At 71.4% G+C, this 26,576-nt stretch carries 24 protein-coding genes; 13 read left to right on the top strand and 11 right to left on the bottom strand.

The features are described from left to right. The first annotated feature begins 45 nt into the window (after positions 1 to 45). On the top strand, positions 46 to 825 hold the full coding sequence (locus tag M8J73_RS19175) for an alpha/beta fold hydrolase (protein ID WP_249828850.1): 780 nt from the start codon (positions 46 to 48) through the stop codon (positions 823 to 825). Positions 826 to 913: 88 nt separating this feature from the next. Then, positions 914 to 1,384: a DUF7144 family membrane protein gene (locus M8J73_RS19180; RefSeq protein WP_055538390.1), complete on the top strand. Its 471-nt coding sequence runs from the start codon at positions 914 to 916 to the stop codon at positions 1,382 to 1,384. Between the two features lie 49 nt (positions 1,385 to 1,433). Here M8J73_RS19180 and M8J73_RS19185 read toward each other — a convergent pair whose 3' ends face one another. After that, on the bottom strand, positions 1,434 to 1,853 hold the full coding sequence (locus tag M8J73_RS19185; RefSeq protein ID WP_063799192.1) for a hypothetical protein: 420 nt from the start codon (positions 1,851 to 1,853) through the stop codon (positions 1,434 to 1,436). Between the two features lie 204 nt (positions 1,854 to 2,057). Between M8J73_RS19185 and M8J73_RS19190 the strand changes: the two genes are divergently transcribed. The 3 genes from M8J73_RS19190 to M8J73_RS19200 all read left to right on the top strand — a co-directional run bounded on the left by M8J73_RS19190 (position 2,058) and on the right by M8J73_RS19200 (position 5,533). Next, the gene (locus M8J73_RS19190; protein ID WP_055538392.1) at positions 2,058 to 3,077 is read left to right on the top strand and encodes an endonuclease/exonuclease/phosphatase family protein; all 1,020 of its coding nucleotides are present in this window, start codon (positions 2,058 to 2,060) and stop codon (positions 3,075 to 3,077) included. A gap of 94 nt (positions 3,078 to 3,171) precedes the next feature. After that, positions 3,172 to 5,142: an FUSC family protein gene (locus tag M8J73_RS19195; protein ID WP_055538393.1), complete on the top strand. Its 1,971-nt coding sequence runs from the start codon at positions 3,172 to 3,174 to the stop codon at positions 5,140 to 5,142. A gap of 175 nt (positions 5,143 to 5,317) precedes the next feature. After that, a complete protein-coding gene (locus M8J73_RS19200) occupies positions 5,318 to 5,533 on the top strand; it encodes a hypothetical protein (RefSeq protein WP_055538400.1) in 216 nt (71 codons plus the stop codon). A 96-nt stretch (positions 5,534 to 5,629) separates the two neighbouring features. Here M8J73_RS19200 and M8J73_RS19205 read toward each other — a convergent pair whose 3' ends face one another. Then, a complete protein-coding gene (locus M8J73_RS19205) occupies positions 5,630 to 7,699 on the bottom strand; it encodes a PhoX family protein (RefSeq protein ID WP_055538394.1) in 2,070 nt (689 codons plus the stop codon). 244 nt (positions 7,700 to 7,943) lie between these two features. On the opposite strand from M8J73_RS19205, the gene M8J73_RS19210 reads away from it, so the two are divergent. The 3 genes from M8J73_RS19210 to M8J73_RS19220 all read left to right on the top strand — a co-directional run bounded on the left by M8J73_RS19210 (position 7,944) and on the right by M8J73_RS19220 (position 12,181). Next, positions 7,944 to 9,905 (top strand): VWA domain-containing protein, encoded by a 1,962-nt coding sequence (locus M8J73_RS19210; RefSeq protein WP_055538395.1) that lies wholly within the window; start codon positions 7,944 to 7,946, stop codon positions 9,903 to 9,905. 141 nt (positions 9,906 to 10,046) lie between these two features. Next, positions 10,047 to 11,762, top strand: a complete 1,716-nt coding sequence (gene metG / locus M8J73_RS19215) for a methionine--tRNA ligase (RefSeq protein WP_055538396.1) — start codon at positions 10,047 to 10,049, stop codon at positions 11,760 to 11,762. A 53-nt stretch (positions 11,763 to 11,815) separates the two neighbouring features. Beyond that, positions 11,816 to 12,181 carry a PH domain-containing protein gene (locus M8J73_RS19220; RefSeq protein WP_055538397.1) on the top strand — a complete coding sequence of 122 codons (366 nt, stop codon included), beginning with the start codon at positions 11,816 to 11,818 and terminating at the stop codon, positions 12,179 to 12,181. A 56-nt stretch (positions 12,182 to 12,237) separates the two neighbouring features. On the opposite strand, the gene M8J73_RS19225 is transcribed toward M8J73_RS19220, so the two are convergent. Both M8J73_RS19225 and M8J73_RS19230 read right to left on the bottom strand, forming a co-directional pair. Continuing rightward, positions 12,238 to 13,113 (bottom strand): serine hydrolase domain-containing protein, encoded by an 876-nt coding sequence (locus tag M8J73_RS19225; RefSeq protein ID WP_055538398.1) that lies wholly within the window; start codon positions 13,111 to 13,113, stop codon positions 12,238 to 12,240. 175 nt (positions 13,114 to 13,288) lie between these two features. Beyond that, positions 13,289 to 13,654 carry a cupin domain-containing protein gene (locus M8J73_RS19230; protein ID WP_055538399.1) on the bottom strand — a complete coding sequence of 122 codons (366 nt, stop codon included), beginning with the start codon at positions 13,652 to 13,654 and terminating at the stop codon, positions 13,289 to 13,291. A gap of 255 nt (positions 13,655 to 13,909) precedes the next feature. Here M8J73_RS19230 and M8J73_RS19235 point away from each other — a divergent pair, with 255 nt between their 5' ends. The 3 genes from M8J73_RS19235 to M8J73_RS19245 are packed head-to-tail and all read left to right on the top strand — an operon-like array spanning position 13,910 to position 15,164. After that, the gene (locus M8J73_RS19235) at positions 13,910 to 14,629 is read left to right on the top strand and encodes a nucleotidyl transferase AbiEii/AbiGii toxin family protein (RefSeq protein ID WP_249828851.1); all 720 of its coding nucleotides are present in this window, start codon (positions 13,910 to 13,912) and stop codon (positions 14,627 to 14,629) included. After that, positions 14,626 to 14,814 (top strand): hypothetical protein, encoded by a 189-nt coding sequence (locus M8J73_RS19240; protein ID WP_055538270.1) that lies wholly within the window; start codon positions 14,626 to 14,628, stop codon positions 14,812 to 14,814. Before M8J73_RS19235 ends, M8J73_RS19240 begins: the two co-directional genes overlap by 4 nt. An 11-nt stretch (positions 14,815 to 14,825) precedes the next feature. After that, positions 14,826 to 15,164, top strand: a complete 339-nt coding sequence (locus M8J73_RS19245; RefSeq protein WP_240501180.1) for a hypothetical protein — start codon at positions 14,826 to 14,828, stop codon at positions 15,162 to 15,164. 124 nt (positions 15,165 to 15,288) lie between these two features. Here the strand turns inward: M8J73_RS19245 and M8J73_RS19250 are convergent, their stop codons facing one another. From M8J73_RS19250 to M8J73_RS19260, 3 genes are read right to left on the bottom strand one after another with little or no spacing between them, the layout of a single operon-like run. Then, positions 15,289 to 16,077, bottom strand: coding sequence for an ABC transporter permease (locus tag M8J73_RS19250; RefSeq protein ID WP_055522576.1), 789 nt, complete (start codon positions 16,075 to 16,077; stop codon positions 15,289 to 15,291). Next, the gene (locus M8J73_RS19255; RefSeq protein WP_055538269.1) at positions 16,077 to 17,066 is read right to left on the bottom strand and encodes an ATP-binding cassette domain-containing protein; all 990 of its coding nucleotides are present in this window, start codon (positions 17,064 to 17,066) and stop codon (positions 16,077 to 16,079) included. The genes M8J73_RS19250 and M8J73_RS19255 overlap by 1 nt, the downstream gene beginning before the upstream one ends. 32 nt (positions 17,067 to 17,098) lie before the next feature. Beyond that, entirely contained in the window at positions 17,099 to 17,767 is a 669-nt protein-coding gene (locus M8J73_RS19260) for a DUF4097 family beta strand repeat-containing protein (RefSeq protein ID WP_055538268.1), read from the bottom strand. 226 nt (positions 17,768 to 17,993) lie between these two features. On the opposite strand from M8J73_RS19260, the gene M8J73_RS19265 reads away from it, so the two are divergent. Beyond that, positions 17,994 to 18,854, top strand: a complete 861-nt coding sequence (locus M8J73_RS19265) for a GbsR/MarR family transcriptional regulator (RefSeq protein WP_055538267.1) — start codon at positions 17,994 to 17,996, stop codon at positions 18,852 to 18,854. Positions 18,855 to 19,349: 495 nt separating this feature from the next. Here M8J73_RS19265 and M8J73_RS19270 read toward each other — a convergent pair whose 3' ends face one another. The 4 genes from M8J73_RS19270 to aspS all read right to left on the bottom strand — a co-directional run bounded on the left by M8J73_RS19270 (position 19,350) and on the right by aspS (position 23,490). Continuing rightward, on the bottom strand, positions 19,350 to 19,985 hold the full coding sequence (locus M8J73_RS19270; RefSeq protein ID WP_240501178.1) for a GOLPH3/VPS74 family protein: 636 nt from the start codon (positions 19,983 to 19,985) through the stop codon (positions 19,350 to 19,352). Positions 19,986 to 19,987: 2 nt separating this feature from the next. Continuing rightward, the gene (locus M8J73_RS19275; RefSeq protein ID WP_063799188.1) at positions 19,988 to 20,425 is read right to left on the bottom strand and encodes a hypothetical protein; all 438 of its coding nucleotides are present in this window, start codon (positions 20,423 to 20,425) and stop codon (positions 19,988 to 19,990) included. A 241-nt stretch (positions 20,426 to 20,666) separates the two neighbouring features. Next, positions 20,667 to 21,596 carry an intradiol ring-cleavage dioxygenase gene (locus M8J73_RS19280; RefSeq protein ID WP_055538265.1) on the bottom strand — a complete coding sequence of 310 codons (930 nt, stop codon included), beginning with the start codon at positions 21,594 to 21,596 and terminating at the stop codon, positions 20,667 to 20,669. 130 nt (positions 21,597 to 21,726) lie between these two features. Next, positions 21,727 to 23,490, bottom strand: a complete 1,764-nt coding sequence (gene aspS / locus M8J73_RS19285) for an aspartate--tRNA ligase (protein WP_249828852.1) — start codon at positions 23,488 to 23,490, stop codon at positions 21,727 to 21,729. Between the two features lie 365 nt (positions 23,491 to 23,855). On the opposite strand from aspS, the gene M8J73_RS19290 reads away from it, so the two are divergent. Further along, positions 23,856 to 26,444 (top strand): SpoIIE family protein phosphatase, encoded by a 2,589-nt coding sequence (locus M8J73_RS19290; protein WP_249828853.1) that lies wholly within the window; start codon positions 23,856 to 23,858, stop codon positions 26,442 to 26,444. Positions 26,445 to 26,576 lie beyond the last annotated feature (132 nt).

Below are 26,576 nucleotides of genomic sequence, written 5' to 3' on the forward strand. Positions count from 1 at the left end.
AGATCTTATTGCACCGAGGAGTTGGGGCGACCTAGGGTCGAACGCATGGCACCCTTCCTCGCATACGAGGACAAAGGGGAAGCGAGCCCGTCGGCGCTCCCCCTCGTCCTCGTCCACGGCCACCCCTTCGACCGCACGATGTGGCGGCCCCAGCTCACCGCGTTCGCCGCGACCCGCCGGGTCATCGCCCCGGATCTGCGGGGCTACGGCGCCTCCCCCGTCGTTCCCGGCCTCACCCCGCTCTCCGTCTTCGCCGAGGACATCGCGGTGCTCCTCGACGACCTGGGCGTGAGCGACTTCGTCCTCGCGGGCCTGTCCATGGGCGGGCAGATCGCCATGGAGTGCTACCGGCTGTTCCCGGACCGCGTCCGCGGTCTCGTCCTCGCCGACACCTTCCCGACCGCCGAGACCGAGGAGGGCCGGCGCGCCCGGAACGCGATGGCCGACCGGCTGCTGCGGGAGGGGATGGGCGGGTACGCCGACGAGGTGCTGTACAAGATGGTCGCGCCGTACGCGGACGCGGAGGTCGCGGCGCATGTGCACCGCATGATGACGGGGACCGACCCCGAGGGCGCGGCGGCGGCCCTGCGCGGACGCGCCGAGCGCCCCGACTACAACGACCTGCTGACCCGCGTCGCCGTACCCGCGCTGGTCGTCGTCGGCGCCGACGACGAGTACACCCCGGTCGCCGACGCCGAGGCCATGCACGCCGCCCTGCCCGACTCCGTCCTCCAAGTGATCGACGGCGCGGCCCACCTGCCGAACCTGGAACGCCCCGACGCCTTCAACAAGGCGCTGGAGGACTTCCTGGCCCGGCTGGGCTGAGCCCCGGGCTCCTCACCCGTTCGGCCTACAGCGCATGCGGCGTCACCCGCCCCGCGTGAGCTGTCCGCCCTTCTGAGGAGGCCCTCCCATGGCCCAGCACAGCACCGAGCCGCGTTCGAACGCCCACAGCCACCAGACCATCTCGACGCCGACGCCCCCGCAGGGACAGCACTCCGGTACCTCCTGGGCCATCGGCGGCACGGTCTTCGCCGGTGTCCTCATGATGGTCGGCGGGGTGCTGGGCATCCTCAACGGCATCGCGGCGATCGCCACGGACGACGTCTACACGAACATCGGCGACTATGTGTTCGAGTTCAGCCTCACCACCTGGGGCTGGATCCATCTCGTCCTCGGAGCCGTCGTCGCCTTCGCCGGCTGGGGCATCCTCCAGGGCCGGGACTGGGCGCGGGGCGTGGGGATCGCCCTGGCGTCCCTCTACGCCATCGCGTACTTCATGTTCCTCCCGTACGCGCCCGTCTGGTCGGTCATCGTCATCGCCGCCTCGGTCTTCGTGATGTGGTCCCTGGCGACGGCCCCGGACCAGGAGAGGCGCGCCTGACCCGACACGGCGGACGACCGCGCCCCCTCGCGCACCGAGCCGGTACGCCTCAGCCCCGGCGCCGCCCGGTGAGCGCGGTCTCCAGCGCCTCCCCGGTCATCTCGATCACCACGGCGTCGTCACGCCATCGCGCGGGAAGGTGTCCGTGTTCCTCGGCACGGCACACCACCCCGGTACCGCTCGGGTCGAGGACGACCGCGCCGAGCCGGGCGACCAGCTCGGCGACGATGTCCCACACCTCTCCGGCGTGCGGGCGGTGCACGGTGAGACCGTGGTCGTCGGCGAAGATCTCCGCCTCGCTCCCGTCGGCCGCCCGCACCCGGTAGGCAGGGCTCCCGTCCTCGCCCTCGGTGGCCCCCGGCCCGTCGGCATCGTAGGGTTCCAGCACCTCCCGTACGACGGCCGGGTCCAGCGGCACGGGCGTCTCGCCCCCGTCGACGAACCTGAGGACCATCGGACTCCAGCCCACGCACCCTCCTCCGTCCGACCCGACAGACCGCCCCGCGGGGGCACCGGGAGCCGCGCGGTCACCCCGCCCCCCGTATCGCCCATACAACCCCGGCCCGACGGCGGCCGGGCGCCCGGCCCCTGGTTCCCCGCGCAACCTTCGGCCCTTCCCCCTCGTCCTTGAACGAGGAGCACAGAACCACCGCGGGCGAACGGAAGGCCGGCCTTGGAGAGCACGACCATGGAGCGGCCCGAGCCGGAGCCGGTCACCGCCCGCCGGGCCACCCACGGCGGCAAGAAGGGGTTCGCCTTCCTGCTGCTGCTCGGTGTGACCGCGGTCGTCGTCTGCCGGGTGATCGACATCGACGCCTTCACCCCGGTCCCCCAGCTCCTCGCGTTCCTGCCCTGGCTGCTCGCCCCGACCGGCCTCGCCCTGCTCCTGTTCGCCCTGGCCCGCTCCTGGACCGGCCTGACCTGGGGCGTGGTGCTGCTCGGCGCGCTGGCCTGGTACATCGAGCCGTACGGGAAGACGACCGTGCCCGACGGTCCGGCCCTCGCCCAGATACGGGTCATGACCTCGAACGTGCACTTCGGCGACGGCACCGCCGCCCTCGTCAAGGCCGTGAAACGCGAGCGCCCCGACATCGTGTTCGTCGAGGAGTGCCAGGCCACCTGCTCAGCCACCCTCCGCGACACCTTCGGCGACCTCAGCGGCGACAAGCCCGCCTACCCCTACCGCCGGGCCGTCGAGGGCTACGGCTCCGACGGTTCCGTCATCCTCAGCCGGCACCCCCTCAAGGGCACCGACCCGATCCCCGGCACCATGGGCATGCCCGGCGCCGTCGCCGACGTCGAGGGCCACCGCGTACGGCTGCAGCTGGCGCACCCCATGCCGCCGCTGGCCGGTCAGGTCGGCACCTGGCGGCGGGAGCTCGGCGCGCTGCGCGCGTACGCGGCGGCCGACACCCGGACCCCGACCATCGTCGCCGGTGACTTCAACGCCACCCAGGACCACGCGGCCTTCCGCGACCTCCTCGACGCGGGGCTCGGCGACGCCGCCCGGCTGACCGGGGACGACCGGCGAGCGACCTGGCCCTCCCGGACCACCCCGAGGTTCGGCGCCCAGATCGACCACGTCCTCGTCTCCTCGAAGGACTTCTCCGCCCGCGAGACCCGCTTCCTCAAGCTGCGCGGCACCGACCACAACGCGGTGGTCGCCGACCTGACCCTCCACCAGCGAAAGTGACGCCGGGACCCGACGGTCACGGCGCGCCATCGTCGCCCCCAACCCACCAAGAACTTCACATAATCGGGCGATCTCCGGCGGTGATAATGGCCGCATGCCCCGCCCGTTCGCCCTCGGCCTGACCCCGCCCGACTGGCTGGTCCGCAATCTGCAACCCCAGCAGGCGCCGCCCGTCAACCGGCCCGCCGTGGCCCGCGCGGCGGTCGCGCTGACCCTGCCGCTCGCCCTCGGCCTCGCCGCCGGCCGCCCCGAGTACGGCGCCCTCGCCTCGATGGGCGCCCTGGCGGGCGTCATCAGCGACACGGCGGACGCGTACCGCATGCGGCTGCTGAACATCGCCGTCCCCCAGCTGTTCAGCGCGATCGGCATCACCCTCGGCTCCCTCGTGTACGGGCAGGGCTGGGTCACCGTCGCCGCGCTCACCGGGGTCGCGCTGGTCTCCGGGATGATCTCGACGATCGGCGCCGTCGCCTCCGTGTCGGGGCTGCTGCTCCTGCTCAACTCCGTGGTCGGAGCGGGCCTGCCGATGCCGGGCGACTGGTGGCTGGCCCCCCTCCTGATGACCGGCGGCGGCCTCCTCGTCCTCGTCCAGGCCCTCCTCGCCTGGCCGCTGAGGGCCGGCGTGCCGGAACGCTCCTCCGTCGCCGACACCTACCGCAAGGTCGCCGACCTGCTCGCCGCGACCACCGCGGACACCACCGACGCCTACGACACGGCCCGGCACGCGGTCACCCAGTCCCTCAACCAGTCCTACGACCTGATCCTCGCCCGCCGCGCCCGCCACCACGGCCGCAGCCCCGACCTGGTCCGGCTCCTCGCCCAGCTGAACGCGGTGACCCCGCTCGTCGAGGCCGCCCCCGCCGTACGCCTCTCCGGGCGCCCGCTGCCCGCCGAGATCCCCACCGCCGTCCGCCATGTCGCCGAGGCCGTCGACACCGGCTACTCCGGGCCGCTGGGACTGCGGCTGCCCACGCCGACGAGCGAGATCGGCAAGGCGGTCGACCAGGCGCTGCGGCACGCCGCCGAGGTCGTCACCGAGGGCTCGCCGGACGCGCTGTCCCGGGCCGACGACCACCTCGGCCGGACCGCGCCGCTGCGGGTGCGCGCCGCACGGGCCGCCCGCGACGTGGCCCTGTCCGCCGCGTCCTGGCGCTACGGCCTGCGCCTCGCCCTGTGCATCGGCATCGCCCAGGCACTGGTCTCCCTCATCGCCGTACCGCGCTCCTACTGGGTGGCGCTGACCATCACCTTCGTCCTGAAACCGGACTTCGGCTCGGTGTTCTCCCGCGCGCTGATGCGGGCCCTCGGCACGGTCGTCGGCCTGGTCGTCGCGGCGGCGATCCTCTCGGAGGTCCCGCGCGGCTGGTGGGACGTCCCGGTGATGCTGTGCCTCGCCCCGCTCATCCCGGTCTTCACCCCCCGCGGCTACGGCTACCAGACCGCCGCCATCACCCCCGTGATCCTGCTGCTCTCCGACATCCTCAACCACGAGGGCACCGGCCTGCTCGTGCCCCGCCTCGTCGACTCCCTGATGGGCTGCGGCATCGCCCTCGTCGCCGGCTATCTGTTGTGGCCGGAGAGCTGGCACGCCCGCGTCGGGGCGCGGCTCGCGGACGCCGTCGCCGACACCGCCGCGTACGTGGAACACGTCTTCGGGGCGGGTGGGGAGGACCCCGGCGGGCGGGCCCGCAAGCGCCGCCGCCTCTACCGGGACCTGTCCGCCATTCGTACGGAGTTCCAGCGGGCCCTGACCGAACCGCCGCCGACGGGACGGCGGGCCGCCGCCTGGTGGCCGCTGGTGGTGGCGGTCGAGCGGATCGTCGACGCGACGACGGCGGCCCGGGTCCGGGTGAAGCAGGGGGCTCAGCCGCCGTCCGCCGCCGAGGTCGCCCAGGTCGCCCTGCAACTGCGGGAACTGGCGGACGGGCTGCGGAGGACGGATGTCCTCTACGAGGTGCGGTCCGATCTGAGCGGGCCGCCGGGAAGCGTGTTGGAGGCGCTGCGACAGGAGGTCGCGGCGGCCCGGACGATCAGCTCACCGCCCGAGGGGGACGCCGCCCGCTAGCCAGACCGGGCCGCCGCCCGGCGAGGGCGCGGGGCGGTCAACCCGGCGCAGGGCGCTGAATCGTTACGCCCGCCCCGCACGGGTGACGGGAGGAGAGTTCGCAGGCGGAAAGCCGTAATGATCGGATCTGTCCAACCGGACGATTCACTTCCTTTCTGACAAGGGGATGTTCACCATGCGGCGCACCGCCACCGTCCTGCTCGGAACCCTCGCCCTCGCCGGCGCCCTGGCCCCGGCCGCCCACGCGGTCCCTGACCCGGCGGGCACGGCCACCTGCCTCACCGAGACCCCCGCCGGTGTCTCCGAGCTGGCCGACCCGGCCGTTCTCCTCGACCCGGCCGGCCTGCTGGACCCGGCCGCCGCGCCGGGCGTGAGCTGCCTCGCCCCCTGAAGGCAGCGGTGACGAAGCGCGGGCCGTCCCCCCTCGGGAGGACGGCCCGCGTTCGCATCTGCACGGACAGAGGTCCGTAACCGCAGTGCCCCTGACTCAGACGCCGATGTCGCAGCCGTCCGCGCGGTAGACCGCGACGACCGCCGGGCGGACGATCTTGCCGGGGCCATCGGGCCAGGTGCTCTTGGGGTTCTCGACGGAGGCGCCGTCCAGCTCGCCCGGGTGCTGCACCGCGACCAGGACCCGGCGGTCGGTGATGATCGGACCGCAGGTCTCGGCGCCGCTCGGCACGGTCAGGAACTGCTTCAGCTCACCACGGCGCTCCCCCTTGGTCGCCACGCCGAAGAGACCGTCGTGCGAGCCGAGCTGGTTGCCGTCGGTGGAGATCCACAGGTTGCCGTACGGGTCGAAGGCGACGTTGTCCGGGCAGGAGATCGGGGACACGTCGTCCTTCGGGAAGCCCGCGAAGTACGTCGCAGGATCGTCGGGGTCGCCCGCGACGAGGAACAGCAGCCAGGCGAACCGGGTGCTCTCGGGCCGGTTCCAGCGCTCGGTGAGCTCCAGGACCTGGCCGTGCTTGTTGGAGTTGCGGGGGTTGGCCTCGTCGGCGGCGGCGAAGCCGGTCTTGCCGCGGTTGGAGTTGTTGGTGAGGGCCACATAGACCTTGCCGGTGACCGGGTTGGGCTCGATGTCCTCGGGGCGGTCCATCTTCGTCGCGCCGACCTTGTCACCGGCGAGCCGCGTGAAGACGAAGACCTCCTCGGCGGTCATGCCCTCGACGTGCGAGACGGCGCCCTCGGCGGTCGCGGTGGCCAGCGGGATCCACTCGCCGCTGCCGTCGAACTCGCCGTCGGCCGGGAGCTTGCCCGTGCCGTCGATCTCGATGGCGGGGGAGTCACCGGTGAGCTTGGCGACGTAGAGGGTGCCCTCGTCGAGCAGCGAGAGGTTGTGCTCGCGCACGGCGCGGCTCGACCCCTTCTTCATCCGCTTGCTGCTGACGAACTTGTAGAAGTAGTCGAAACGCTCGTCGTCACCGGAGTAGACGACGGGGCGGCCGTCGGCGGTGAGCCGGATGGTCGCGGCCTCGTGCTTGAAGCGGCCGAGGGCGGTGTGCTTGCGCGGCGTGGACGTCGGGTCGTACGGGTCGAACTCGACGACGTACCCGAAACGGTGCACCTCGTTCGGCTCCTGGGCCACGTCGAACCGCTTGTCGAACCGCTCCCACTTGCGCTCGGTGGCGCCGGTGCCGATGCCGTACCGCTTGTCGGTGGGCCGGCTGCTGTTGGCGAAGTACTGGTTGAAGTTCTCCTCGCCGTGCAGCGTGGTGCCCCAGGGGGTGGTGCCGCCGGAGCAGTTGTTGAGCGTGCCGAGGACCTTGCGGCCGGTCGGGTCGGCGGAGGTCTTCAGGAGGTCCGAGCCGGCGGCGGGGCCGGTCAGCCGGAACGCGGTGGTGGCGGTGACCCGCCGGTTGAGGTGGTGCCGGGGCACGGCGGTGAGCTTGCCTGTCCGCCGGTCCTCCTCCACCACGACGGCGGACAGACCGTGCGCCGCCCAGGCGACCTCGACCTGGTCACGGGTCGGGTTGGCGGGGTCGTAGCCGCGGAACATGAGCACCTCGTCGGTGTACTCATGGTTGGCCACGAGAAGCTTGCGGCCGCGCTCGCCGGGGAGCGGCAGCAGCGCGAGGAAGTCGTTGTTGTAGCCGAACTGGCCGGCCTGGGCCGCACCCGTCTGCTTCTCCGGGTCGAACGCCGGGGCACCGCGCAGAATGGGCTCGCCCCAGCGGATGACGACGTTCTGCTGGTATCCCCCGGGGACGGTCACGGTGTCCGCCGTGTTGGGCGCGACGGCGTCGAACCGCAGGCCACGGGCGGCCTTGGGCTTCGGCGTGCTCTTGGTGGTGGCGGTGGTCCCGGCGTCGGCCGCGGCGGCTTGCGGGGCGGTGCCGAGCGTCGTCACCGTACCGGCCGTGGTGGCCACGGTGACGACGGCGGCGGCGCGCATCACGGACCGGCGGCTGAGCGCGGAGGCGATGACGTCGCCGACGTACTCGTTGGCGCTGGTGTTCGGCACCTCGTGGAAGCAGGCGTCACCACAGCGGAACCGACAGGTCATGGCGGAACGGCCGCCGGGGTGCGAGCCGATCATGGGCAGCAGCTTGCGCACGTTGCGCTCCCTCTTATGTGCCTTTGGTGTGAGCGCGACGTTAGGGGCGCGTGTGTTCGAGAACGGGGACGGAGAGTGAACGGCAGGTGAACCCACGGCAGTTGGGGCGGTATTGACAGCTCCCAGTCGCGGGGTTAGTGAAACCTCCCGCCCCACCCCAAGATCGCCAATCGCGGCGGCTAACCTTACGTGTCCGTCCTGGCCAGGGATTGACGGGCTACAACTCACTCGAAGGGTTGCGCACATGGGCATTCTCTCTCTCCTGCGGAACGCGTTCTCCCGCTCACGCAAGGGGCGCGACACGGTCCCTTCGCAGGAGGCGGAGCAGGTCTCCCCGACAGAGCCGACCACCACGGCCCCCCAGGGGAGTGCCGAATCAGCCACCACCGAGCCGGGTTCCCTGCGGGAGGCCGAGCCGGGTTCCCTGCGGGAGGCCGAGCCGAAGCTTCCGGCCCAGGGGTCCGGGGCCAAGCCGGCCTCGTCCGTCGCCGACGAGCTGGTCTCGGCGGCCTTCGACAACGTGACGGTGCCGAAGCCGCGGACGGAGGAGCGGGAGCCGGCGACGGCCGAGGCGGGTACGCCAGTGGCGGAGACCGAGGCTGAGGCCAAGGCCGGTACGCCGGTGGCGGAGCCCGAGGCTGAGGCCAAGGCCGGTACGCCTGCGGCGGAGCCCGAAGCTGAGGCCAAGGCCGGTGAGCCCGTCGCGGCGGCGAAGGCCGAGGGAGAGGAAGAGGCGCAGGTCGAGGCGCCGGTCGAGGCGGAGTCCGCCGCGGCAGCCGCCGAGCCGAAGGCGGAGGCTGCGCCTGAGACCGCCCCGCAGGCGGCCGAGGCCGACATCGAGGTCGAGGCGGAGGCTGCGCCTGAGGCCGCCGAGTCCGACGCCGAGGTCGAGAAGGAGGCCGCGCGGGAGACCGAGGCGGTCGCGGAGGCCGAGCCGGTGATCACGGACACCGCCACTGAGGCCGAGGCGGAGCCTGTCGCGGAGGGTGAGCCGGAGGCCGAGGCGGAGTCCGCCGCGGAGCCCGTTGCCAAGGACGAGCCCGAGGTCCAGACGGAGCCGGCGGCCGCGAAGGAAGCCGACGCCGAGCCGCAGGCCGAGAAGGTCGAGGAGCCCGAGGCCAAGTCTGGCGCCGAGCCCGAGGCGGCCGCGGCACCCGAGGCCGCGGACGAGGCAGAGCCGCAGGCCGAGGCCGCCCCCGAGCCCGAGGCCGCCACGAAGCCCGAGCCCGAGGCTGCCACGGCGACCGAGCCGGAGGCCGACGCCGACAAGCCCTCGGATCCGGAGGTTGCCGCCGAGGCGGAGCCGCAGGCGGCTCCCGTGGCGGAGGAGTCCGAGCCGGAGCCCGCCAAGGCACCCGAGCCGGAGGCAGTGACGGTCCCCGAGCCCGAAGCCGCACCCGAACCCGAAGCCGAGAAGGCACCCGAACCCGAAGCCCACAAGGCACCCGAGCCGGAAGCCGTGAAGGCCCCCGAGCCCGAGGTCGTGGCGGCAGCCGGTGAACCCACTCAGCCCGCCGGCACCCCCGAAACCGAGGCCGCTCGTCCCGCCACACCCGCCACCCGCGTCCGCTCCAGCGCCCCCGGTCTCTCCACGGCGTACAAGACCGCCGGTACCGTACTGAAGAAGCACGACCTCACCGGTGCCCGCGCCAAGGTGTACCTCGTCCTCGACCGCTCCGCGTCGATGCGCCAGTACTACAAGGACGGCTCCGCACAGGCCCTCGGCGAGCAGACCCTCGCTCTCGCCGCCCACCTCGACCCCGAGGCCACCGTGCCCGTCGTGTTCTTCTCCACCGAGCTCGACGGCACCGGCGAGCTCACCCTCGCCGAGCACGAGAACAAGATCGACGAGCTGCACAACGGCCTCGGCCGCATGGGCCGCACCAGCTACCACGCGGCCGTCGAGGAGGTGCTCGCCCAGCACCAGAAGTCGGCGGACCCCACCGCCTCCGCCCTCGTCGTCTTCCAGACGGACGGCGCCCCGGACGCGAAGACCCCCGCCACCCAGGCGCTCACGGACGCCGCGAAGAACCACCCCGGCGTGCACTTCGCCTTCGTCGCCTTCGGTGACCCGGAGAACAAGGCGTTCGACTACCTCCGCAAGCTCAAGACGGGCAACGCCTCGCACTTCCTGGCCGGCGAGACCCCGCGCGAGCTGACGGACGCCGAGGTCTACGAGGGCATCCTGGCCGCCTGGCGCCCGTAACCCTCCACGACGCCCCTCACCGGGACGTCCCGTGCCGTCCGCTTCCCACCCCGCAAAACGGGAGGCGGGCGGCACCCCCATGTCGGCTAGGATTTCAAGACTCACGCCTTACGAAATCGACCGACCTGGGAGCATCCCCCGATGGCTCGACACCTCATCACCAGCGCCCTTCCGTACATCAACGGGATCAAGCACCTGGGCAACATGGTGGGGTCCATGCTCCCGGCGGACGTGTACTCCCGGTACCTCCGCCAGCGTGGCCACGACGTCCTGTACATCTGCGCGACGGACGAGCACGGCACCCCGGCGGAGCTGGCGGCGAAGGAGCTGGGTCTCCCCGTCGACGAGTTCTGCGCGCAGGCGCACGACGCGCAGAAGGCCGTCTACGACGGCTTCGCCCTCGCGTTCGACTACTTCGGCCGCAGCTCGTCCGAGCAGAACGTGGAGATCACGCAGCACTTCGCCCGCAAGCTCAAGGAGAACGGGTTCATCGAGGAGCGTGCGATCCGCCAGGTGTACTCGCCGGCCGACGGCCGTTTCCTCCCGGACCGCTATGTCGAGGGCACCTGCCCGCACTGCGGCTACGACAAGGCCCGCGGCGACCAGTGCGAGAACTGCACCCGCGTCCTGGACCCGACCGACCTGATCGAGCCGCGCTCGGCCATCTCCGGCTCCACGGACCTGGAGGTCCGCGAGACCAAGCACCTGTTCCTCCTGCAGTCAAAGCTTCAGCACGAGGTCGAGGCGTGGGTCGCGGCGCACGAGCACCAGTGGCCGCAGCTGGCGTCGTCCATCGCCCGCAAGTGGCTGACGGAGGGCCTGCACGACCGGGCGATCACCCGTGACCTGGACTGGGGCGTCCCGGTCCCCGCGGACACCTGGCCGGAGCTGGCGGCCGAGGGCAAGGTCTTCTACGTGTGGTTCGACGCGCCGATCGAGTACATCGGCGCGACGAAGGAGTGGTCGGACCAGGACCCGGAGAACCGCGACTGGAAGTCCTGGTGGTTCGACGTCGACACCGACGTCCGCTACACGGAGTTCATGGCGAAGGACAACGTCCCCTTCCACACCGTGATGTTCCCGGCCACCGAGCTGGGCGTCCGCGAGCCGTGGAAGAAGGTCGACGTCGTCAAGGCGTTCAACTGGCTGACGTACTACGGCGGGAAGTTCTCGACGTCGCAGAAGCGGGGCGTCTTCACCGACCAGGCCCTGGAAGTCCTCCCGGCGGACTACTGGCGCTACTTCCTGATCGCCAACGCGCCCGAGTCGGACGACTCGTCCTTCACGTGGGAGCACTTCACCGCCACGGTCAACAAGGACCTCGCCGACACGCTCGGCAACTTCGTCAACCGCGTGCTGTCCTTCTCCCGCAAGCGCTTCGGCGACGAGGTCCCGGCGGGTGCGGCGGCCGGTGAGGCCGAGGCGAAGCTGGGCGAGGAGATCGCGCGGCTCCTCGCGGAGTACGAGGAGCACATGGAGGCGCTCCAGTTCCGCAAGGCGGCGGCGGCGCTGCGCGCGCTGTGGTCGGCGGGCAACTCCTACCTGGAGGAGAAGGCGCCCTGGCTGGAGATCAAGACCGACCAGGAGGCCGCGGCCCTCACCCTCCGCACGGCGATGAACCTCATCCACCTCTACGCGGTGGTCTCCGAGCCCTTCATCCCGACCTCCTCGGCCGCCATGCGCGGCGCCTTCGCCCTGGAGGACGACACCGCCACCTGGGTCACCCCGGAAGAGGCCAGGTCCCTGACCTCGATCCCCGCCGGCACCCCCTTCACCGTCCCCCCGGTCCTCTTCGCCAAGCTGACGGAGGACGACCTGGAGGCGTACAAGGAGCGCTTCGGCGGCCAGGCCGAGTAGCGCAGCGTAGTCGGGAGGCAACCCCGGAGGGCCGGGCGGGCGTCTCCTGGTACATGGCACTGTTCGGAAACGCGCACACCGTCAATCCCGCCAAGGCCCAGCAGGACTACGCACGTCTGCTGGGCCACGGTGAGCAGGTCCACGCCGCGTTCCTGCTGATCCGCGACACCATCCTGTTCACCGACCGCCGTCTCATCCTGATCGACAAGCAGGGGATCACCGGCAAGAAGGTCGAGTACCACTCCGTCCCGTACCGCAGCATCACGCACTTCTCGGTCGAGACGGCCGGTCACTTCGACCTCGACGCCGAGCTGAAGATCTGGCTGTCCGGCTCCCACGAACCGATCGAGAAGACGTTCACCAAGGGCGTGGACATCTACGAGGTCCAGGCGATCCTCACGCAGTTCGTGGCCGGGTAGCCCCGGGCCTGAAGCCATCTTCATCGTTCAGCGCGGCCTGGGCACTGCCCAGGCCGTCACCGCTGCTCGTGCCGGCCCGCCACCGAGGTACGGTCGGCTGCCGCACGCAGTTCGTCCACACCGGCTCTGTCCGTGTCCCTGACGGACCCCGAAAGGCGGTGAACGACCACCCAACGGCCGTCGGAAACCGCTCCCGCGAAGATCCGGGACTTTCGGGTGGCGCCGTTGTGGAAGATCAACGGCCGTTCCCCGACCCGGCGCCAGGTCAGTGCCGGCTCCCCGAGGGTCTTGTCGACGACGAGCCCGGTGAGCAGGCGCGCGGCTGTCCGCGTGCTTGCCCACATGCCCCCGGCGGGCAGGATGGCTCCGGTCAGATCCCAAGGCTTCGAGGGGCGGCCGAGTCGGTTCGTCCCCAACAGGCGCTGGTCCCTGGGCGGTCCGGCCGTCACCGCGCCTGCGGGCAGGCCGAGTGGCGCGAGCACATGATCGCCGACCAGCTCCTCGTAGTTCCGGCCGGTGGCTGAGGTCAGTGCCGCGCCGAGGACGGCGTACCCGAAGTTCGAGTACTCCTCACGCTCTCCCGGTGTGGCGGTGACCAGACTGTCGAGACGGCCTGCCAGCTCGTTGAGCCGCGTCTGGGTGAAGTCTCTGTACGGGTTGAACAGGCCCGTGTCGGGAGGCAGCCGCGGAAGGCCCGAGGTGTGGTCGGCCAGGTGCCGGAGAGTGATACCCGTGCGCGGTGCCGCGCTCAGCCACCGTTCCACCGGGTCGTCGAGGGACACCACGCGTTTCTCGGCGAGCACCGCAAGGACGGTTCCCGTCAGGACCTTGGTGAAGGAGCCCAGCTCCACATACGCGTCGGGATCATGCCCGCCGGTCACCCGAGGCCCGTCGAGGTGGCCGCCGATGACACAGGTGGGGGGACGTCGCACAACGAACCTTTCACTCCGAGGAAGCGGCCGCGACCGGCTCGTGGTGCTGTACCGAGGAGAAGAGACTATCCATGATCATCGGATCTCGACAACCGACGCATTCAAGGCACTGGCGCGAACCGGCCTTACATGTCAAGGACGGCGCCCCCTTTCCTCGGCCGGTGGTGAGTGGGGGTCAGCCGAGGTTGGTCTTGATGTGCCCGATGACCTCCTCGAACTCCTTCCGGGGCGAGAAGTCCACGTACTCGCAGTCCTCCAGGGCCTCCGGTACATGGCCGGGCGCCCAGTAGAAGGCCTCGCCCGCCTCGTAGGTCGTGTGGCCCTCCTTGGTGTGCATCAGCAGCCGGCCCTTGAACATGTAGCCCCAGTGCGGGACCTGGCACAGGCCGTCGGGCTCGCCCTTCAGGGCGGGGCCCATGTTCGCGCCCTTGGGGAGCCGGACGAAGGCGACATCGGTGTCCCCGCCGATGTCCTGCATCCGTAGTTCGACGCCGTCGCCCTCGATCTCGACGGGTACGTCCGTCCGCGTGACCGCCCTCATGCCGACCTCCCACGAGTGCTCGGGCGGGGCGTTCCGGCAGCTCCGCCACTCTTTCCAGTCTGGCCTCACCGGTCACACGACGCCCGGTCGTGCGCGTTCCGGGCACGTCCGCGGGTGCTGTCCGGGGGGCGAGCGCGCATCAGGTCGTTCGAAGGGCCGGGGCCACGTGAACCGGGGAGATGACAGGGCCAGAGCCCGGGAGCCGTGATAATCCATGTCCATGGCCCCACCCCCCACCCTCCCCCTGGCCCGCGCGTGAACGACCTCCCCGGGCCGCCGGGTCCCCCCGACCCGGTCCTCCATCTCCTCACCGACATCCTGGCCATCGGCGCCCCCTACGCCCTGGCCGTGACCGGCGACCACGCGGTACGGGCCCACGGGCTCACGGAGAGCCGGCCGCCGGGCCGCCTGCTGGAGGTGGCGACGGAACACCAGGCCCCGATGGACGAGATCGCCGGCGCCGTCCGCACCGGGCTGGCGGGACGCGGCTGGCTCGTGGAGGAGGCGGAGGGCACCCCGCTCTCCGCCCGCCTCCTCGTCACCGACCCGACGACGGCGGAGGAACGCACCCTGGACATCCTCAAGGAGTCCCTGTGGCACCCCGCGGTCGAGACGTCGCTGGGGCCGGCCCTGTCCCTGGAGGACGTCGTCGGTACGAAGGTCCGGGCCCTCGCCGACCGGAACACCGCCCGCGACCTCGTCACGGTCCACGCGGCCGCCGCCCACTGGACCGTCCTCGAACTGGAGGAACTGGCCCGCCGCCACACCTCAGCAACCGCCTCCACCTTCGATCTCGCCGACCTCCAGTCCCGGTTGGAGGCCACCGAGTGGCTCGACGACCGTGAATTCGCTCGCCAGGGCCTCGACGAACAGGCCACCATGTCACTCCGCCGGTGGGCCCAGTCCTGGGCCGCCGACATCGCCGAACGCCTGCTGGAGGAGGAGGCGTTGACACCTCCACCGGAGGCCGAGTGAGCAAACGCCGTTACGTCGCCCGGGGCGTCCCCGGCGGCTACCGCATCTACGACCACCGCCGCCGGGGCTGGTGGGGCGACCTCTACGAACTCTGCCCCGACGACCTCCTGAGGGAGCTGAACGGCGGCAAGGACCCGGAGAAGCTGTCGGCCCTGCTGAAGCGGTACCGGGCACTGAGGCGATAGTCGCCGAACTGGTGGGCCGGGCGGAGTCGTATCTGACGGCGGACATCGGCTGCCGGATGCTGACGGCGGCGTGGCTGCACCGTGACGAGCGGGGGCGGGCCGAACTGGTGGCGGCCGTGGCGGACGCGGCGGCGGAACCCGACGACGAGGACGCGTCGGCGGCCCTGCGCCAGCAGATGAAACGGGCCCTGCGCGAGGACGAGGAACTGCGGCGCGAGCTGACGGCCCTGCTGCCGCGTCAGGAGAACCGGGGCGTGACGGTGACGGCCTCGGGCCCCCGTTCGATCGCCGGCGGCGGCAGCATCCGCGTGGCGATCACCGGCGACGGACACACCGCGCCGGAGCGGTGACACGCGACCCTGGCGGTGACACACGAACGGGGCGGCGTACTCCGACGCCCTGTCGGTGTACGCCGCCCCGGGTGGGACGGAGTGTGGTGCGGGGTGCGGGTTGCTGCCCGCGCTGTCACGGCGACTACTTCGGGTCGCCGTTGAACTTCGACGTGGACCAGAAGTAGCCGAGCACCGCGAGACCGACGCACCAGGCCACGGCCAGCCATCCGTTGTGACCGATCTCGGTGCCGAGGAGCAGCCCGCGCAGGGTCTCGATGGCCGGGGTGAACGGCTGGTACTCGGCGATCGGCTGGAACCAGCCCGGCATGGAGTGCAGCGGCACGAAGGTGCTGGAGATCAGCGGGAGGAAGATCAGCGGCATCGCGTTGTTGCTGGCGGCCTCGGCGTTCGGGCTGACCAGGCCCATCCCGACGGCGATCCAGGTGAGCGCCAGGGCGAACAGCGTGACCAGCCCGAAGGCGGCGAGCCACTCCAGGACGGTGGCGTCGGTGGAGCGGAAGCCGATGGCAACGCCGACGGCGCCGACGAGGACCACGCTCATCAGGCACTGCGCCACACTGCCGATGACATGCCCGACGAGCACCGACGCACGGTGGATCGCCATCGTGCGGAAGCGGGCGATGATGCCCTCGGTCATGTCGTTGGAGACGGACACCGCGGTGCCGATGGTGGTGGATCCGACCGTCATCAGCAGCAGGCCGGGCAGCAGGTAGGCGATGTAGTCGGAGCGGTCGGCGCCGCCGCCGAGGCCCGCGCTCATCGCGTCTCCGAAGATGTAGACGAAGAGCAGCAACAGCATGACCGGCGTGAGCAGCAGGTTCAGCGTCATCGACGGGTAGCGCCGGGCGTGCAGCAGGTTGCGGCGCAGCATGGTCGTCGAGTCGCGGACGGCGAGGGAGAGGGAGCTCATCACAGGGCCTCCTTGGCCTGGGCGGGGATGTCGGTGCCGCCGGTGAGGGCGAAGAACACGTCGTCGAGGTCGGGGGTGTGCACGGTCAGTTCGTCGGCCTCGACGCCGGCGGCGTCCAGCCGGTCGAGGACGGAGCGCAGGTCGCGCTGGGAGCCGTCGCTGGGGATCCGCAGGGTCAGGGCGTCGTCGTCGGCGGTGCCCCCGCGCGGCCGGAGGGGCGCGTCGGGGAGGGCGTCCTGGAGGAGTGCGGTGGCGGCCGACCGGTAGAGGGCCGGGTCGGAGAAGCGGAGCCGGACGTGGCCGCCGGGGATCAGTCGCTTGAGTTCCTCGGCGGTGCCCTCGGCGGCGATCCGGCCGTCGTGGAGCACGGCGATCCGGTCGGCGAGTTCGTCGGCCTCCTCCAGGTACTGGGTGGTGAGGAAGACGGTGACGCCGCCCGTGACCAGCTCGCGGATGATCTGCCACATGGTGTGGCGGGAGCGCGGGTCGAGGCCGGTGGTCGGCTCGTCGAGGAAGATGACGCGCGGGCTGCCGACCAACGTCATCGCGATGTCGAGGCGGCGCTTCATGCCGCCGGAATAGGTGGAGGCGGGCTTCTTCGCGGCCTCGGTGAGGTCGAAGCGCTCCAGCAGTTCGGCGGCGACCCGTCGCCCCTCGCTCCTCGGCAGGTGGTGCAGGTCCGCCATGAGGAGCATGTTCTCCTCGCCGGTGATGAGCCCGTCGACGGCGGAGAACTGCCCGGTGACCCCGATCGCGGCGCGCAGGGCCTGCGGCGCGGTGGCCAGGTCGTGGCCCGCGACGCTGATCCGGCCGCTGTCGGCGGTGATGAGGGTGGACAGGATCTTGACGGCGGTGGTCTTGCCGGCCCCGTTCGGGCCGAGCAGGGAGAAGATCGTTCCTTCGGGGACGGTGAGGTCGATGCCGTCGAGCACGACCTTGTCGCCGTAGGACTTGCGCAGCCCGTGCGCCGCGATGGCCGGGGTGGTCATGGTGGATGTGCTCCTTCGAAGGGCCGGGAGGGTCAGAGGCTGCGGGCGGTGATGTCGCCGCAGGAGGTGGTGGCGCGGATGTCGAGCGCGGTGGTGCCCTCGTTCTTGAGGGCGTTGCTGACGCGGCCGTACGAGGTGCCGGCGTCCAGGGCGGCCGAGACGCCGGGGGCCGCGGCGACCGAGATGTCACCGGACTCGGTGCGGAGCACGACCGTGCTGCCGACGGCCTCGTCGATACGGATGTCGCCCTGCTGGGTGCTGATCTCCGCGGGTCCGCCGAGGCGGCCGATCGCGATGTCACCGGCCAGGACGGCCAGCCGGGCACGGCCGGTCTCGTCGAGCTTGACCTGGCCGAGGGCGCCGTCGATCGCGACGTCCCCGAGCCGTCCGACGCCCCGGAACTCGACGCCGGCCGAGGTGGCCTCGACGTGCGAGCCGGTGGGCAGCTGGACGGTCACCTCGACCGAGCCGGCGGGGCCCACGAGGCGGTTCTTGACCGGAGCCTTCGCGGTGATCCGCAGGGTGCCGTCGGCGTACTCGACGGTGGTCGCCTCGGCAAGCTGCACGTCCCGGTCCTTGGAGGCGTCCACGGGGCGGACCTCGACCACAGTGTCGGCCCGGTCGGCGGCGATGACCTGCACCCGCCCGGCCTGGATGTCGAGGACGGCGGCGATCGGGGCGGCGGTGGCGAACTTCTGCATCGTTCTCTCCCTGGTGGGTTTCTGTTTCCAACGAGGGAAAAGCTACGTTGCATTCACGATGTCAGCAACTACTTCGTTGCGTGCAATCGACATTGCTGCAGCTAGATGCCATGAAATCATTGCAATGGGCCTGAACTTAACGCAACAACACCCCGCTGACTCCGTTGCAATGGAATGGAGGTGAACGCTATGGTGGGTCCCCACGCGCACCTCGAAGGAGACCCCCATGCCGGGAGGCAGGCTCACTCAGCCCGAACGTCAGCAGATCGCCCTGGGGCTGGCCGACGGTCTCGCCTACGCCGAGATCGCGCGACGCCTCGACCGCCCCACCTCGACCATCACACGCGAGGTCATGCGCAACGGCGGCCCCACCGGCTACCGAGCCGACCTCGCCCACCGCGCCACCGAACGCCGTGCGCAACGGCGCAGGCAGGCCGCGCCACGGGGGCCCGCGGAGTCCACGGCGGCGTACGGCCGGGACACCGAGGCCGTGCGGGAGTTCGAGGAGACGTTCGCCACCGTGATGATGGCCTCGGGCATGCCGAAGATGATGGCGCGGGTCATGGCCTGCCTCACCCTCACCGACTCGGGCAGCCTCACCGCGTCCGAACTGGTCCAACGCCTCCAGGTCAGCCCGGCGTCCGTCTCCAAGGCGATCACCTATCTGGAGGGCCAGGCATTCGTCCGCCGGGAGCGCGACGAACGCCGCCGCGAGCGCTATGTCGTCGACGACGACATCTGGTACCAGTCGATGCTGGCCAGCGCCCGGGCCCTCAACCAGGTCATCGAGACCGCCCGGCAGGGCGTCGGCGTCCTCGGCCGCGAGACCCCGGCCGCGGCCCGCCTGGAGAACGTCGCCCGCTTCCTCGACTTCGTCAGCGAGAGCACGATCCGCGCAGCGGAGCAGGCCCGCGCGGTGCTCCACACGAAGACGGGGAGCGGGGGGAGCGGCGAGGCGGAGGCCGCCCCGGCGGGCAGCGGGAAGGGTGACGCCGGGGCCCCGGGCGCCAGCGGAGCGGGGAGCGGGGAGGCCGACGGCACGGGCCCGGACAGCGGCGCGGGAAGTGGGAAGACCGCGGGCACATAGGCGGGTGGCGCGGAAGCCACCGACAAACAGGCAGGCGGCGCGGAAGCCACCGACACACAGGCAGGCGGCGCGGAAGCCACCGACAAACAGGCAGGCGGCGCGGGAGCCGTCGGTTCGGACACCGGGGCGTAGTCAGCCGCGCCGCTCGGCGCTGGGCGTCGGGAGGCGTCCGCTGGTCACTCCGTCGAGGGCAGCTCGGCCACACCGCGGGCTCCCCGGCCGCCCACAGTGCCTCCACCGCCCAGCCCTGCACCTGGTCCGCGACCTCGGCCGTCAACACCCCCGGCCGCCCGTCCGACTCGGCCCACACTCCCCATCCCGACCCACCCGGCGCGTAGACCACCACACCGGGGCCGTCCTCGTCCTCCCGCACCTCGGGTCGCACGGAACACTGCGCGCGCAGATCCCGTAGCACGGCGGCCAGCGCCTCGCTGAACTCGGGTTCGTTACGGCTCATGCGTCGGACGCCCTTCGGAAGAGGACCGCAGGCACGGCTCAGGTCACCGCCGTGATGATCACGACCGTGGTCGCCATCGTGGCGGCGGTGAGCGCGGCCGAGGTCGCGGCGGCCGTCTCGGCCATGCGGCGCAGGGCGGGGTCGGCCCAGTGACGTTCGGCGATCTCCGTCATGCGCCGCTCGACCGCCGTGGACTGCTCCTTCTCCAGGTCGGGGAAGGCCAGTTCCCGCAGGTCGGCGTGGTGGAGCAGGGTGATCAGGGCGGCGGTGCGGTGGTCGGGTTCCCGCCCCTCCAGGACGACGGCGGCGAGTCGCCCGCGCAGCGCGGCCTCCACCGTGCCGTCGACCTCCGGGTGGACGGTGGTGCGGAAGACGAGGAGGAGCCGACGCTTCTCCTCGCGGACCAGGCCCTTGTCGAGCAGGCCCCGCAGGGCCTTGTCGTACTCGGCGCCGCGCTGCTCGTTGATCCACTTCTCGGCGTCGTCCGGGAGCGCCGCGTCCTCGGGGCCGCCGACGAGCGCCCGTTCCAGCAGGGCCGCCGCCGCGATCGCGAACGGCGTCCGCAGCGGCAGCTTCGCCTCACCCGTGGAGTCGTCGAGGGAGAGGAGGAGGATCTCCTCACCGAGAGTCGTGGGGACAGGGCCGGAGGCAGAGGCAGAGGCAGAGGACGACATGGTCATGATCGGTAAGACGCGTCGAGCCCGTACGACAGTTCCCTCCCCTCGACCCGGGCGGCGTTCCGCTCGCCCTCGGCGGCCGGGTCCAGCCCCAACGCCCTGCGGGCCTCCCCCACATGTCGCAGGCCCTCGGTCGCGGTGCGGACGACCGCCGCGTACTGGTCGGGCGTACGGGCGGAGGCCAGCCGCGCCCGTGCGGTGCGGAGGCGTTCGGCGGCGTCGGCCAGGGCCCGGGCCGCGTCTTCGTCCGCGCCGGCCTGTGCCCGTACGTCGATCCCGGCCAGGCCACCGCCGAGCCGGACCACCCAGCGGTTGGCGTCGGCCTCCGCGTCCAGGTCGGACGTCGCTCCCCGCCCGTCGTCGTGGCGCCGCTGGGCGATGACCGCGACCACCGCCCCGAGGACCAGCAGCAGTGCGAGCAGCACGGCGAATTCCATGGCCTCCTCCACGTTCCGAGGTTCTCCGGTGTTTCCGGTCCCCTACGGGTTCCTCGCTCTCTCCGTCCATCACACCCGCGGCGCTGTGCGCCTCCGTCGAAAAACCTGTGCGTCGCCTGATGACTTCCGCAGCGTCCGGCCCACCGGGTCCGGCCCACCGGGTGCTTACGGGCACGCCGAAAGGCCCGGAACCCGAGTGAACGGGATTCCGGGCCTCGCGCCGAACCACGCGGTGAACGCGTCAGCCGTCGGTGCCGGTGTGCGTCGCGTCCGGGTCGACGCCGACGGTGATGGTGCCGGTGACGCCCTTGGCGATATCGTTCTTCCGGTACTTCAGCTTGAGCAGACCGCCCTGGGTGCCACTGCCGTCATAGATGGTGTCCTCGTCGAGGGTCGTGCGCTCCGTCGTCGAGGTGGAGTACGGCTCGACCTCGGCGGAGGCGAGCACGGCCTCCTCGTCGAAGAAGAACTGCCCGGTGTGGCAGGTGGTGCCGCCCTCGTAACCGGCGTCCGTCCACTCACCGTTGACATGCACCTTGGTGTGGACGTGCACACAGCGGCCTCGGTACCAGCCCGGGAAGACCGTCCGGAAGGTGACGAAGCCCTTTTTGTCGGTCTTCCAGGTGCCCCGCAGATAGCGGGTGTCGCTGGTCGGCTCCTCGTGGCCGCCGCCACCGCCGCCACCGGACGGGGGTTCGCCGGTCGGGGCGCCGGAGGGCGCGTCCGAAGGGGTGCCGGAGGGCGCGTCGGTGGGGGCGGTGCCGCCTCCCTCGGAGAAGCTCTCGTAGCCCGAGTAGAGGCCCAGCGCGTCGCAGTGCCAGATGTCGACGGCCGCGTCCCGGATCGGCGCACAGCTCTCGGAGTCGATCACCTTGATCCGAAGCATGAAGGGGATGCCTTCCTTGTCCTCGGTGATGTCCTGCCGGATCTTGTCGGCGTCGATGTAGTAGGGGCCCTCGGTGGTCTCGGAGGTGAGTGTGTAGCAGGCCTCGCCGCTCGACGCGCTGCTGCTCGCGGAGGCGGGCCCGCTGCTCTCACCTGCGAACGCGCCCGCCGCGAGGGTGCCTCCGACGCCCACGGCGACCGCGGCGCCCGCGCCCGCCGCGACCACCTTGCGCCGCGTCAGAACCCTTTTGTGTTGCGGCCCTTCGGCCGTCTGGTTTCCCGTCATGGGCAGGGAAGCTAGGGACGGCGTCTGTCAGGAGCATGGGTAAGAGCTGGGCAAGAGCCCTGCATGGGCGCCGTAAACGAAAGTGGCTCGGAACCGACGCCGGTTCCGAGCCACCTACGGCTGATCAGCCCTACTTCGGCTGCGGCTTCCGCACCGACAGGTGCAGCTCGCGCAGCCGCGCCTCCTCCAGCTCCGTCGGCGCGCCCATCATCAGGTCCTGGGCGTTGCCGTTGAGCGGGAAGGCGATGGTCTCGCGGATGTTCGGCTCGTCGGCGAGGAGCATGACGATGCGGTCGACGCCCGGGGCGATACCGCCGTGCGGCGGGGCGCCGAAGCGGAACGCGCGCAGCATGCCGGCGAACTTCTCCTCGACGGTGTCACGGTCGTAACCCGCGATCTCGAAGGCCTTGAGCATGATCTCGGGCTCGTGGTTCCGGATCGCGCCGGAGGACAGCTCGACGCCGTTGCAGACGATGTCGTACTGCCAGCCGAGGATGTCCAGCGGGTCCTGGGTCTCCAGGGCCTCCAGACCGCCCTGCGGCATCGAGAACGGGTTGTGCGAGAAGTCGATCTTCCCGGTGTCCTCGTCCTTCTCGTACATCGGGAAGTCGACGATCCAGCAGAACCGGAAGACGCCCTCCTCGAAGTGCCCGGCACGCTTGGCGGCTTCCACCCGCACCGCGCCCATGATCTTCGAGACCTCGTCGAACTCGCCCGCGCCGAAGAACACGGCGTGACCGGCGGCCAGCGACAGACGCTTGGTCAGCTCGGCGACGTTCTCCTCGGTGAGGAACTTCGCGATCGGGCCGGACAGCGCACCGTCCTCGCCGACACGCACCCAGGCCAGGCCCTTCGCACCCTGCTCGATCGCGTACTCGCCGAGCTGGTCGAAGAACTTCCGGGGCTGGCCGGAGACGTCCGGCACCGGCAGCGCCCGTACGTGCTTGCCGGCGAACGCCTTGAACTCCGAGCCCTCGAAGATGTCGGTGATGTCGACCAGTTCCAGCTGGGCGCGCAGGTCCGGCTTGTCGGAGCCGTACTTGAGCATCGCCTCGCGGAACGGGATGCGCGGGAACGGGGAGGTGACGTGACGCCCGTTGCCGAACTCCTCGAACAGCTCGGTCATGAGCTTCTCGATGGGCTGGAAGACGTCCTCCTGCTCCACGAAGCTCATCTCGACGTCGAGCTGGTAGAACTCGCCCGGCGAACGGTCCGCGCGCGCGTCCTCGTCACGGAAGCAGGGCGCGATCTGGAAGTACCGGTCGAAGCCCGAGATCATCAGCAGCTGCTTGAACTGCTGCGGAGCCTGGGGGAGGGCGTAGAACTTGCCCGGGTTCAGGCGCGAGGGCACGACGAAGTCGCGGGCGCCCTCGGGGGAGGTGGCGGACAGGATCGGCGTGGCCATCTCGTTGAAGCCGAGGGCCGTCATCTTGTGACGGATGGCGCTGATCACGGCCGTACGCAGCATGATGTTGCGGTGCATGCGCTCGCGGCGCAGGTCGAGGAAGCGGTACTCCAGGCGCCGCTCCTCGTTGACCCCGTCCTCGGCGTTGATGGTGAAGGGGAGCGGGGCGGCCGCGCCGAGCAGCTCGACCTCGCCGACCTCGACCTCGACCTCACCGGTGGGCAGGTCGGGGTTCACGTTCTCGGCGCCGCGGGAGACGACCTTGCCGTCGACGCGGACGGTCGACTCCTTGGAGATCTTGTCCAGGGCCTCGTACGCCGGGGTGCCCGGACGGGCGACGAGCTGCGTGATGCCGTAGTGGTCGCGCAGATCGATGAAGAGGATGCCGCCCAGGTCGCGCCGATTGTGCAGCCAGCCACTCAGCCGGACGTCGGTGCCGACGTCAGAGGAGCGGAGCTCGCCGCAGGTGTGGGACCTGTACCGATGCATCGTCGTTCATCCAGTCTTCGCTGATCGGGGATCTGGGGCCGTGCCACACGGTTCACTGTCCGTGTTTCACGTGAAACACAGCCAAGGGTACCGGGCACCCCAAGATCGCCTCCCCACCATTTACCGCCGCCCACGGGGGCAACCGCGTCCTACGGCTCCTTGGACACCGCTCTCCCCGCCCCGGACACCTTTTCCCGTACGGATACGCACCGTCACAGCCATAGCCAGGACCGCAAGCGGTTTCTGTCGTTATCGTCAACCGCTGTCACCGCCGTCGCCGCCGATCGCGGTTACCTCCGGACACCACTCGGTGCCCGGCACAGCTTCGGTGGCACGGTCCGATCAGCTGTTCTTAGAGTGGGTCAATGCGCACTGGTGAGCCCCCGCCCACCGTGGAGGACGTCCTGTCCGCCCTGGCGACGGGACTGTGGACCTGGGACAGCGCTGCCGGAAGCGTCACCGTCGACGCCGAGGCAGCCCGACTCCTGGGGCTGCCCCCGGAACCGACCACCCTCACCCAGGCCGGAGCGCGCTCGAGACTCCACCCCGTCGACTGGAACGAGATCGTCTCCGTCGTCCAACTCGCCGTCGCGGAGGACACCCTCGCCGAGGTCCGGATCCGGGTCATGGACGAGCAGGGACGAGTCGTCCGCACCGTCCGCAGCCGTTCCAAGCCGACCTGGGATCCCGTGCGCAGATCGGTGGAGCTGATCGGCACCATCCAGGAAGTCACCGAACCCTCGCCGCAGACCGCGGCGCGCGCCCCGGCGGCCGTCACCGGCGACTGGCGGCGCTCCCGCGAGGCGTTCCTGCTGGACGCGGGGCGGGCACTGGCCGAGGCGCGCTCCACGGAGGAGGTGCTGCGGGTCGCGGCGGGCCTCGCGATGCCGGGCTTCTCCCCGGACGGGCTCGCCGTGTTCGGGGTGGAGGCCGACCGACTCACCGTCATCGGGCACCACGGGCACAACCACGGCGACGAGGGCCCGTTCACCCATATGCCGCTGGAGACGGACTACCCGGCAGCGGAGGTCGTCCGCACCGGCCGCGCCGTCTATCTCTCCTCCCCCGAGGACTACAAGTCCCGTTACCCCACCGCCTGGCCGCTCGCGGAACAGTTCAACCGCCGGTCCTGGGCCTTCCTGCCGCTGATCGTCGCCGGCCGCACCATGGGCGCGTGGATGGCGGGCTTCACCTACCCGGTCACCTTCACCCCCGACGAGCGCTCCGTCCTGACCACCGTGGCCCGGATGCTCGCCCAGGCGCTGTCCCGCGCGGGCGCCGCCGAGACCGAACGCGAACTGACCGACGGCCTCCAGCGCACGATGCTGCCCACGCTCGGCCCCGAGATACCCGGCATGAGCGTCGCCGCGCGCTACGTCCCCACCGGCGGCGGACTCCAGGTCGGCGGCGACTGGTACGACATGATCGCCCTGCCCAGCGGCCGCTTCGCCCTCGTCATCGGCGACGTCCAGGGCCACGACGTACGCGCCGCCGGGCTCATGGGCCAGCTCCGCATAGCGCTGCGCGCCTACGCCTCCGAGGGCCACCCGCCGGACGCGGTCCTCTCCCGCGCGTCCCGCTTCCTGCACGGCGTCACCGCGGACACCTCCGGCGACACCTACACCGACCTGCGCTTCGCGACGTGCCTGTACGTGGAGGTCGACCCGGTGACCGGGGTGCTGGACATCGCCCGCGCCGGGCACCCCGACCCGGCGATCCGCATGGCCGACGGCACGGTCCTGGTCCGGCCGACCCCGGGCGGCCTGCCCCTCGGCATCGACCCCGACGCCGACTACCCCACCACCCGGCTCGTCCTCGAACCCGGCGAGACGATGCTCCTGTGCACCGACGGCCTCATCGAGACGGGCGGCCACGACCTCGACACGGGCTGGCGGCGCATCAGGACGATCCTGGAGTCCTTCGACACGGACGCGAGCGCGGGCGCGGGCTCGGACACGAGCCCGGACGCGGGCCATGCCCCCGTGCCGGCCCCGGACGCGGACCAGGTCAGGCGCGCGGCGGATGGCAACGCTGTCGGGGGTGACGGGGCGGGGAGCGGGGGGCCGAGGGCGGCGGGTTCGGCCACCGCCATGAGGTCGGAGAGGCTGGGGGAGCCGGGGGAGAGCCTTGGGGGAGCGGGCGAGCTGGGGGCACGTTCGGCACCGAGGGCGGCCGAACCGGTGGCCATGACGGCCGAACCGGTGATCACGGCGGCCGAACCGGTGTCCATGGCGGACGATCCGGTGGCCGCGGCGGCGGCTGCGGCCTCTCTCGTGGCCGGCGGCTCGGTGCCTTCCGGTGCCGGCCCGGCTTCCGTCGCTCTGCCCGGAGACCTCCCCCTGGTGAACGGGTTCGCTCCCGGGCGGCTGGAGGCACTGGCCGACGCGCTGGTCCAAGGCGTGCACGGGCCGTCGTCCCATCACACGCCCGGCCCGCTCGCCGACCGGCGCGAGGACGACATAGCGATGCTGCTGCTGTCCCGCGAGGCCGACGGTGCCGGCCGCGGCGACACGGTCGGCGTACGGCCTCCCGTGCGCCGCACCGCCCTGACCGTCGCGCAGGCCGAGCCGGAACGCATCGCCGGGGCCCGCCAGCAGGTCCGCGAACTGCTCCACGACTGGACCTGCCCCGACCAGGTCGACTCGGCGGTCCTCCTGGTCTCCGAGATGCTCACCAACGTCCTCGTCCACACGGACGCCGACGCGCTCCTCGTCGTCGAGATGACCGGCGACGGCGGCAAGCGGCGGCTGCGGATCGAGGTGACCGACGCCAGCGACGACCTCCCGCACAAGCGCCGCCCCGGAGAACTGGCCTCCTCGGGACGCGGTCTCGTCCTCATGGACGTGCTCGCGGACGCCTGGGGCGTCGACCCGCGCGGCGACGGCAAGAGCATCTGGTTCGAACTCCACGAGCCCTCGGAACCGCCGGGCCCGCCGGACGAGACGGCGGGGTGACTCCCACCACCAGGCCCTCCTGCCCCCGGACCAGGTAACCCCCGGCCAGGCCGCCGCCAGGGCCTGTCGTTTGGATCAGCTTCGGGATACGGCGCCTTGACGCCGCAGATGTGCGTGCCAAGCGCCGCGGAC

This window comes from Streptomyces neyagawaensis (assembly GCF_023516595.1).
In the GTDB taxonomy this organism is placed as follows: Bacteria; Actinomycetota; Actinomycetes; order Streptomycetales; family Streptomycetaceae; genus Streptomyces; species Streptomyces neyagawaensis.

Excerpts from the sequence above, each read along its gene's own strand:
- M8J73_RS19175 (WP_249828850.1), top strand. The coding sequence starts at position 46 with ATGGCACCCTTCCTCGCATACGAGGACAAAGGGGAAGCGAGCCCGTCG.
- M8J73_RS19180 (WP_055538390.1), top strand. The coding sequence starts at position 914 with ATGGCCCAGCACAGCACCGAGCCGCGTTCGAACGCCCACAGCCACCAG.
- M8J73_RS19195 (WP_055538393.1), top strand. The coding sequence starts at position 3,172 with ATGCCCCGCCCGTTCGCCCTCGGCCTGACCCCGCCCGACTGGCTGGTC.
- M8J73_RS19200 (WP_055538400.1), top strand. The coding sequence starts at position 5,318 with ATGCGGCGCACCGCCACCGTCCTGCTCGGAACCCTCGCCCTCGCCGGC.
- M8J73_RS19210 (WP_055538395.1), top strand. The coding sequence starts at position 7,944 with ATGGGCATTCTCTCTCTCCTGCGGAACGCGTTCTCCCGCTCACGCAAG.
- metG (WP_055538396.1), top strand. The coding sequence starts at position 10,047 with ATGGCTCGACACCTCATCACCAGCGCCCTTCCGTACATCAACGGGATC.
- M8J73_RS19220 (WP_055538397.1), top strand. The coding sequence starts at position 11,816 with ATGGCACTGTTCGGAAACGCGCACACCGTCAATCCCGCCAAGGCCCAG.
- M8J73_RS19230 (WP_055538399.1), bottom strand. The coding sequence starts at position 13,654 with ATGAGGGCGGTCACGCGGACGGACGTACCCGTCGAGATCGAGGGCGAC.
- M8J73_RS19250 (WP_055522576.1), bottom strand. The coding sequence starts at position 16,077 with ATGAGCTCCCTCTCCCTCGCCGTCCGCGACTCGACGACCATGCTGCGC.
- M8J73_RS19255 (WP_055538269.1), bottom strand. The coding sequence starts at position 17,066 with ATGACCACCCCGGCCATCGCGGCGCACGGGCTGCGCAAGTCCTACGGC.
- M8J73_RS19260 (WP_055538268.1), bottom strand. The coding sequence starts at position 17,767 with ATGCAGAAGTTCGCCACCGCCGCCCCGATCGCCGCCGTCCTCGACATC.
- M8J73_RS19265 (WP_055538267.1), top strand. The coding sequence starts at position 17,994 with ATGCCGGGAGGCAGGCTCACTCAGCCCGAACGTCAGCAGATCGCCCTG.
- M8J73_RS19270 (WP_240501178.1), bottom strand. The coding sequence starts at position 19,985 with ATGTCGTCCTCTGCCTCTGCCTCTGCCTCCGGCCCTGTCCCCACGACT.
- M8J73_RS19275 (WP_063799188.1), bottom strand. The coding sequence starts at position 20,425 with ATGGAATTCGCCGTGCTGCTCGCACTGCTGCTGGTCCTCGGGGCGGTG.
- M8J73_RS19280 (WP_055538265.1), bottom strand. The coding sequence starts at position 21,596 with ATGACGGGAAACCAGACGGCCGAAGGGCCGCAACACAAAAGGGTTCTG.
- aspS (WP_249828852.1), bottom strand. The coding sequence starts at position 23,490 with ATGCATCGGTACAGGTCCCACACCTGCGGCGAGCTCCGCTCCTCTGAC.
- M8J73_RS19290 (WP_249828853.1), top strand. The coding sequence starts at position 23,856 with ATGCGCACTGGTGAGCCCCCGCCCACCGTGGAGGACGTCCTGTCCGCC.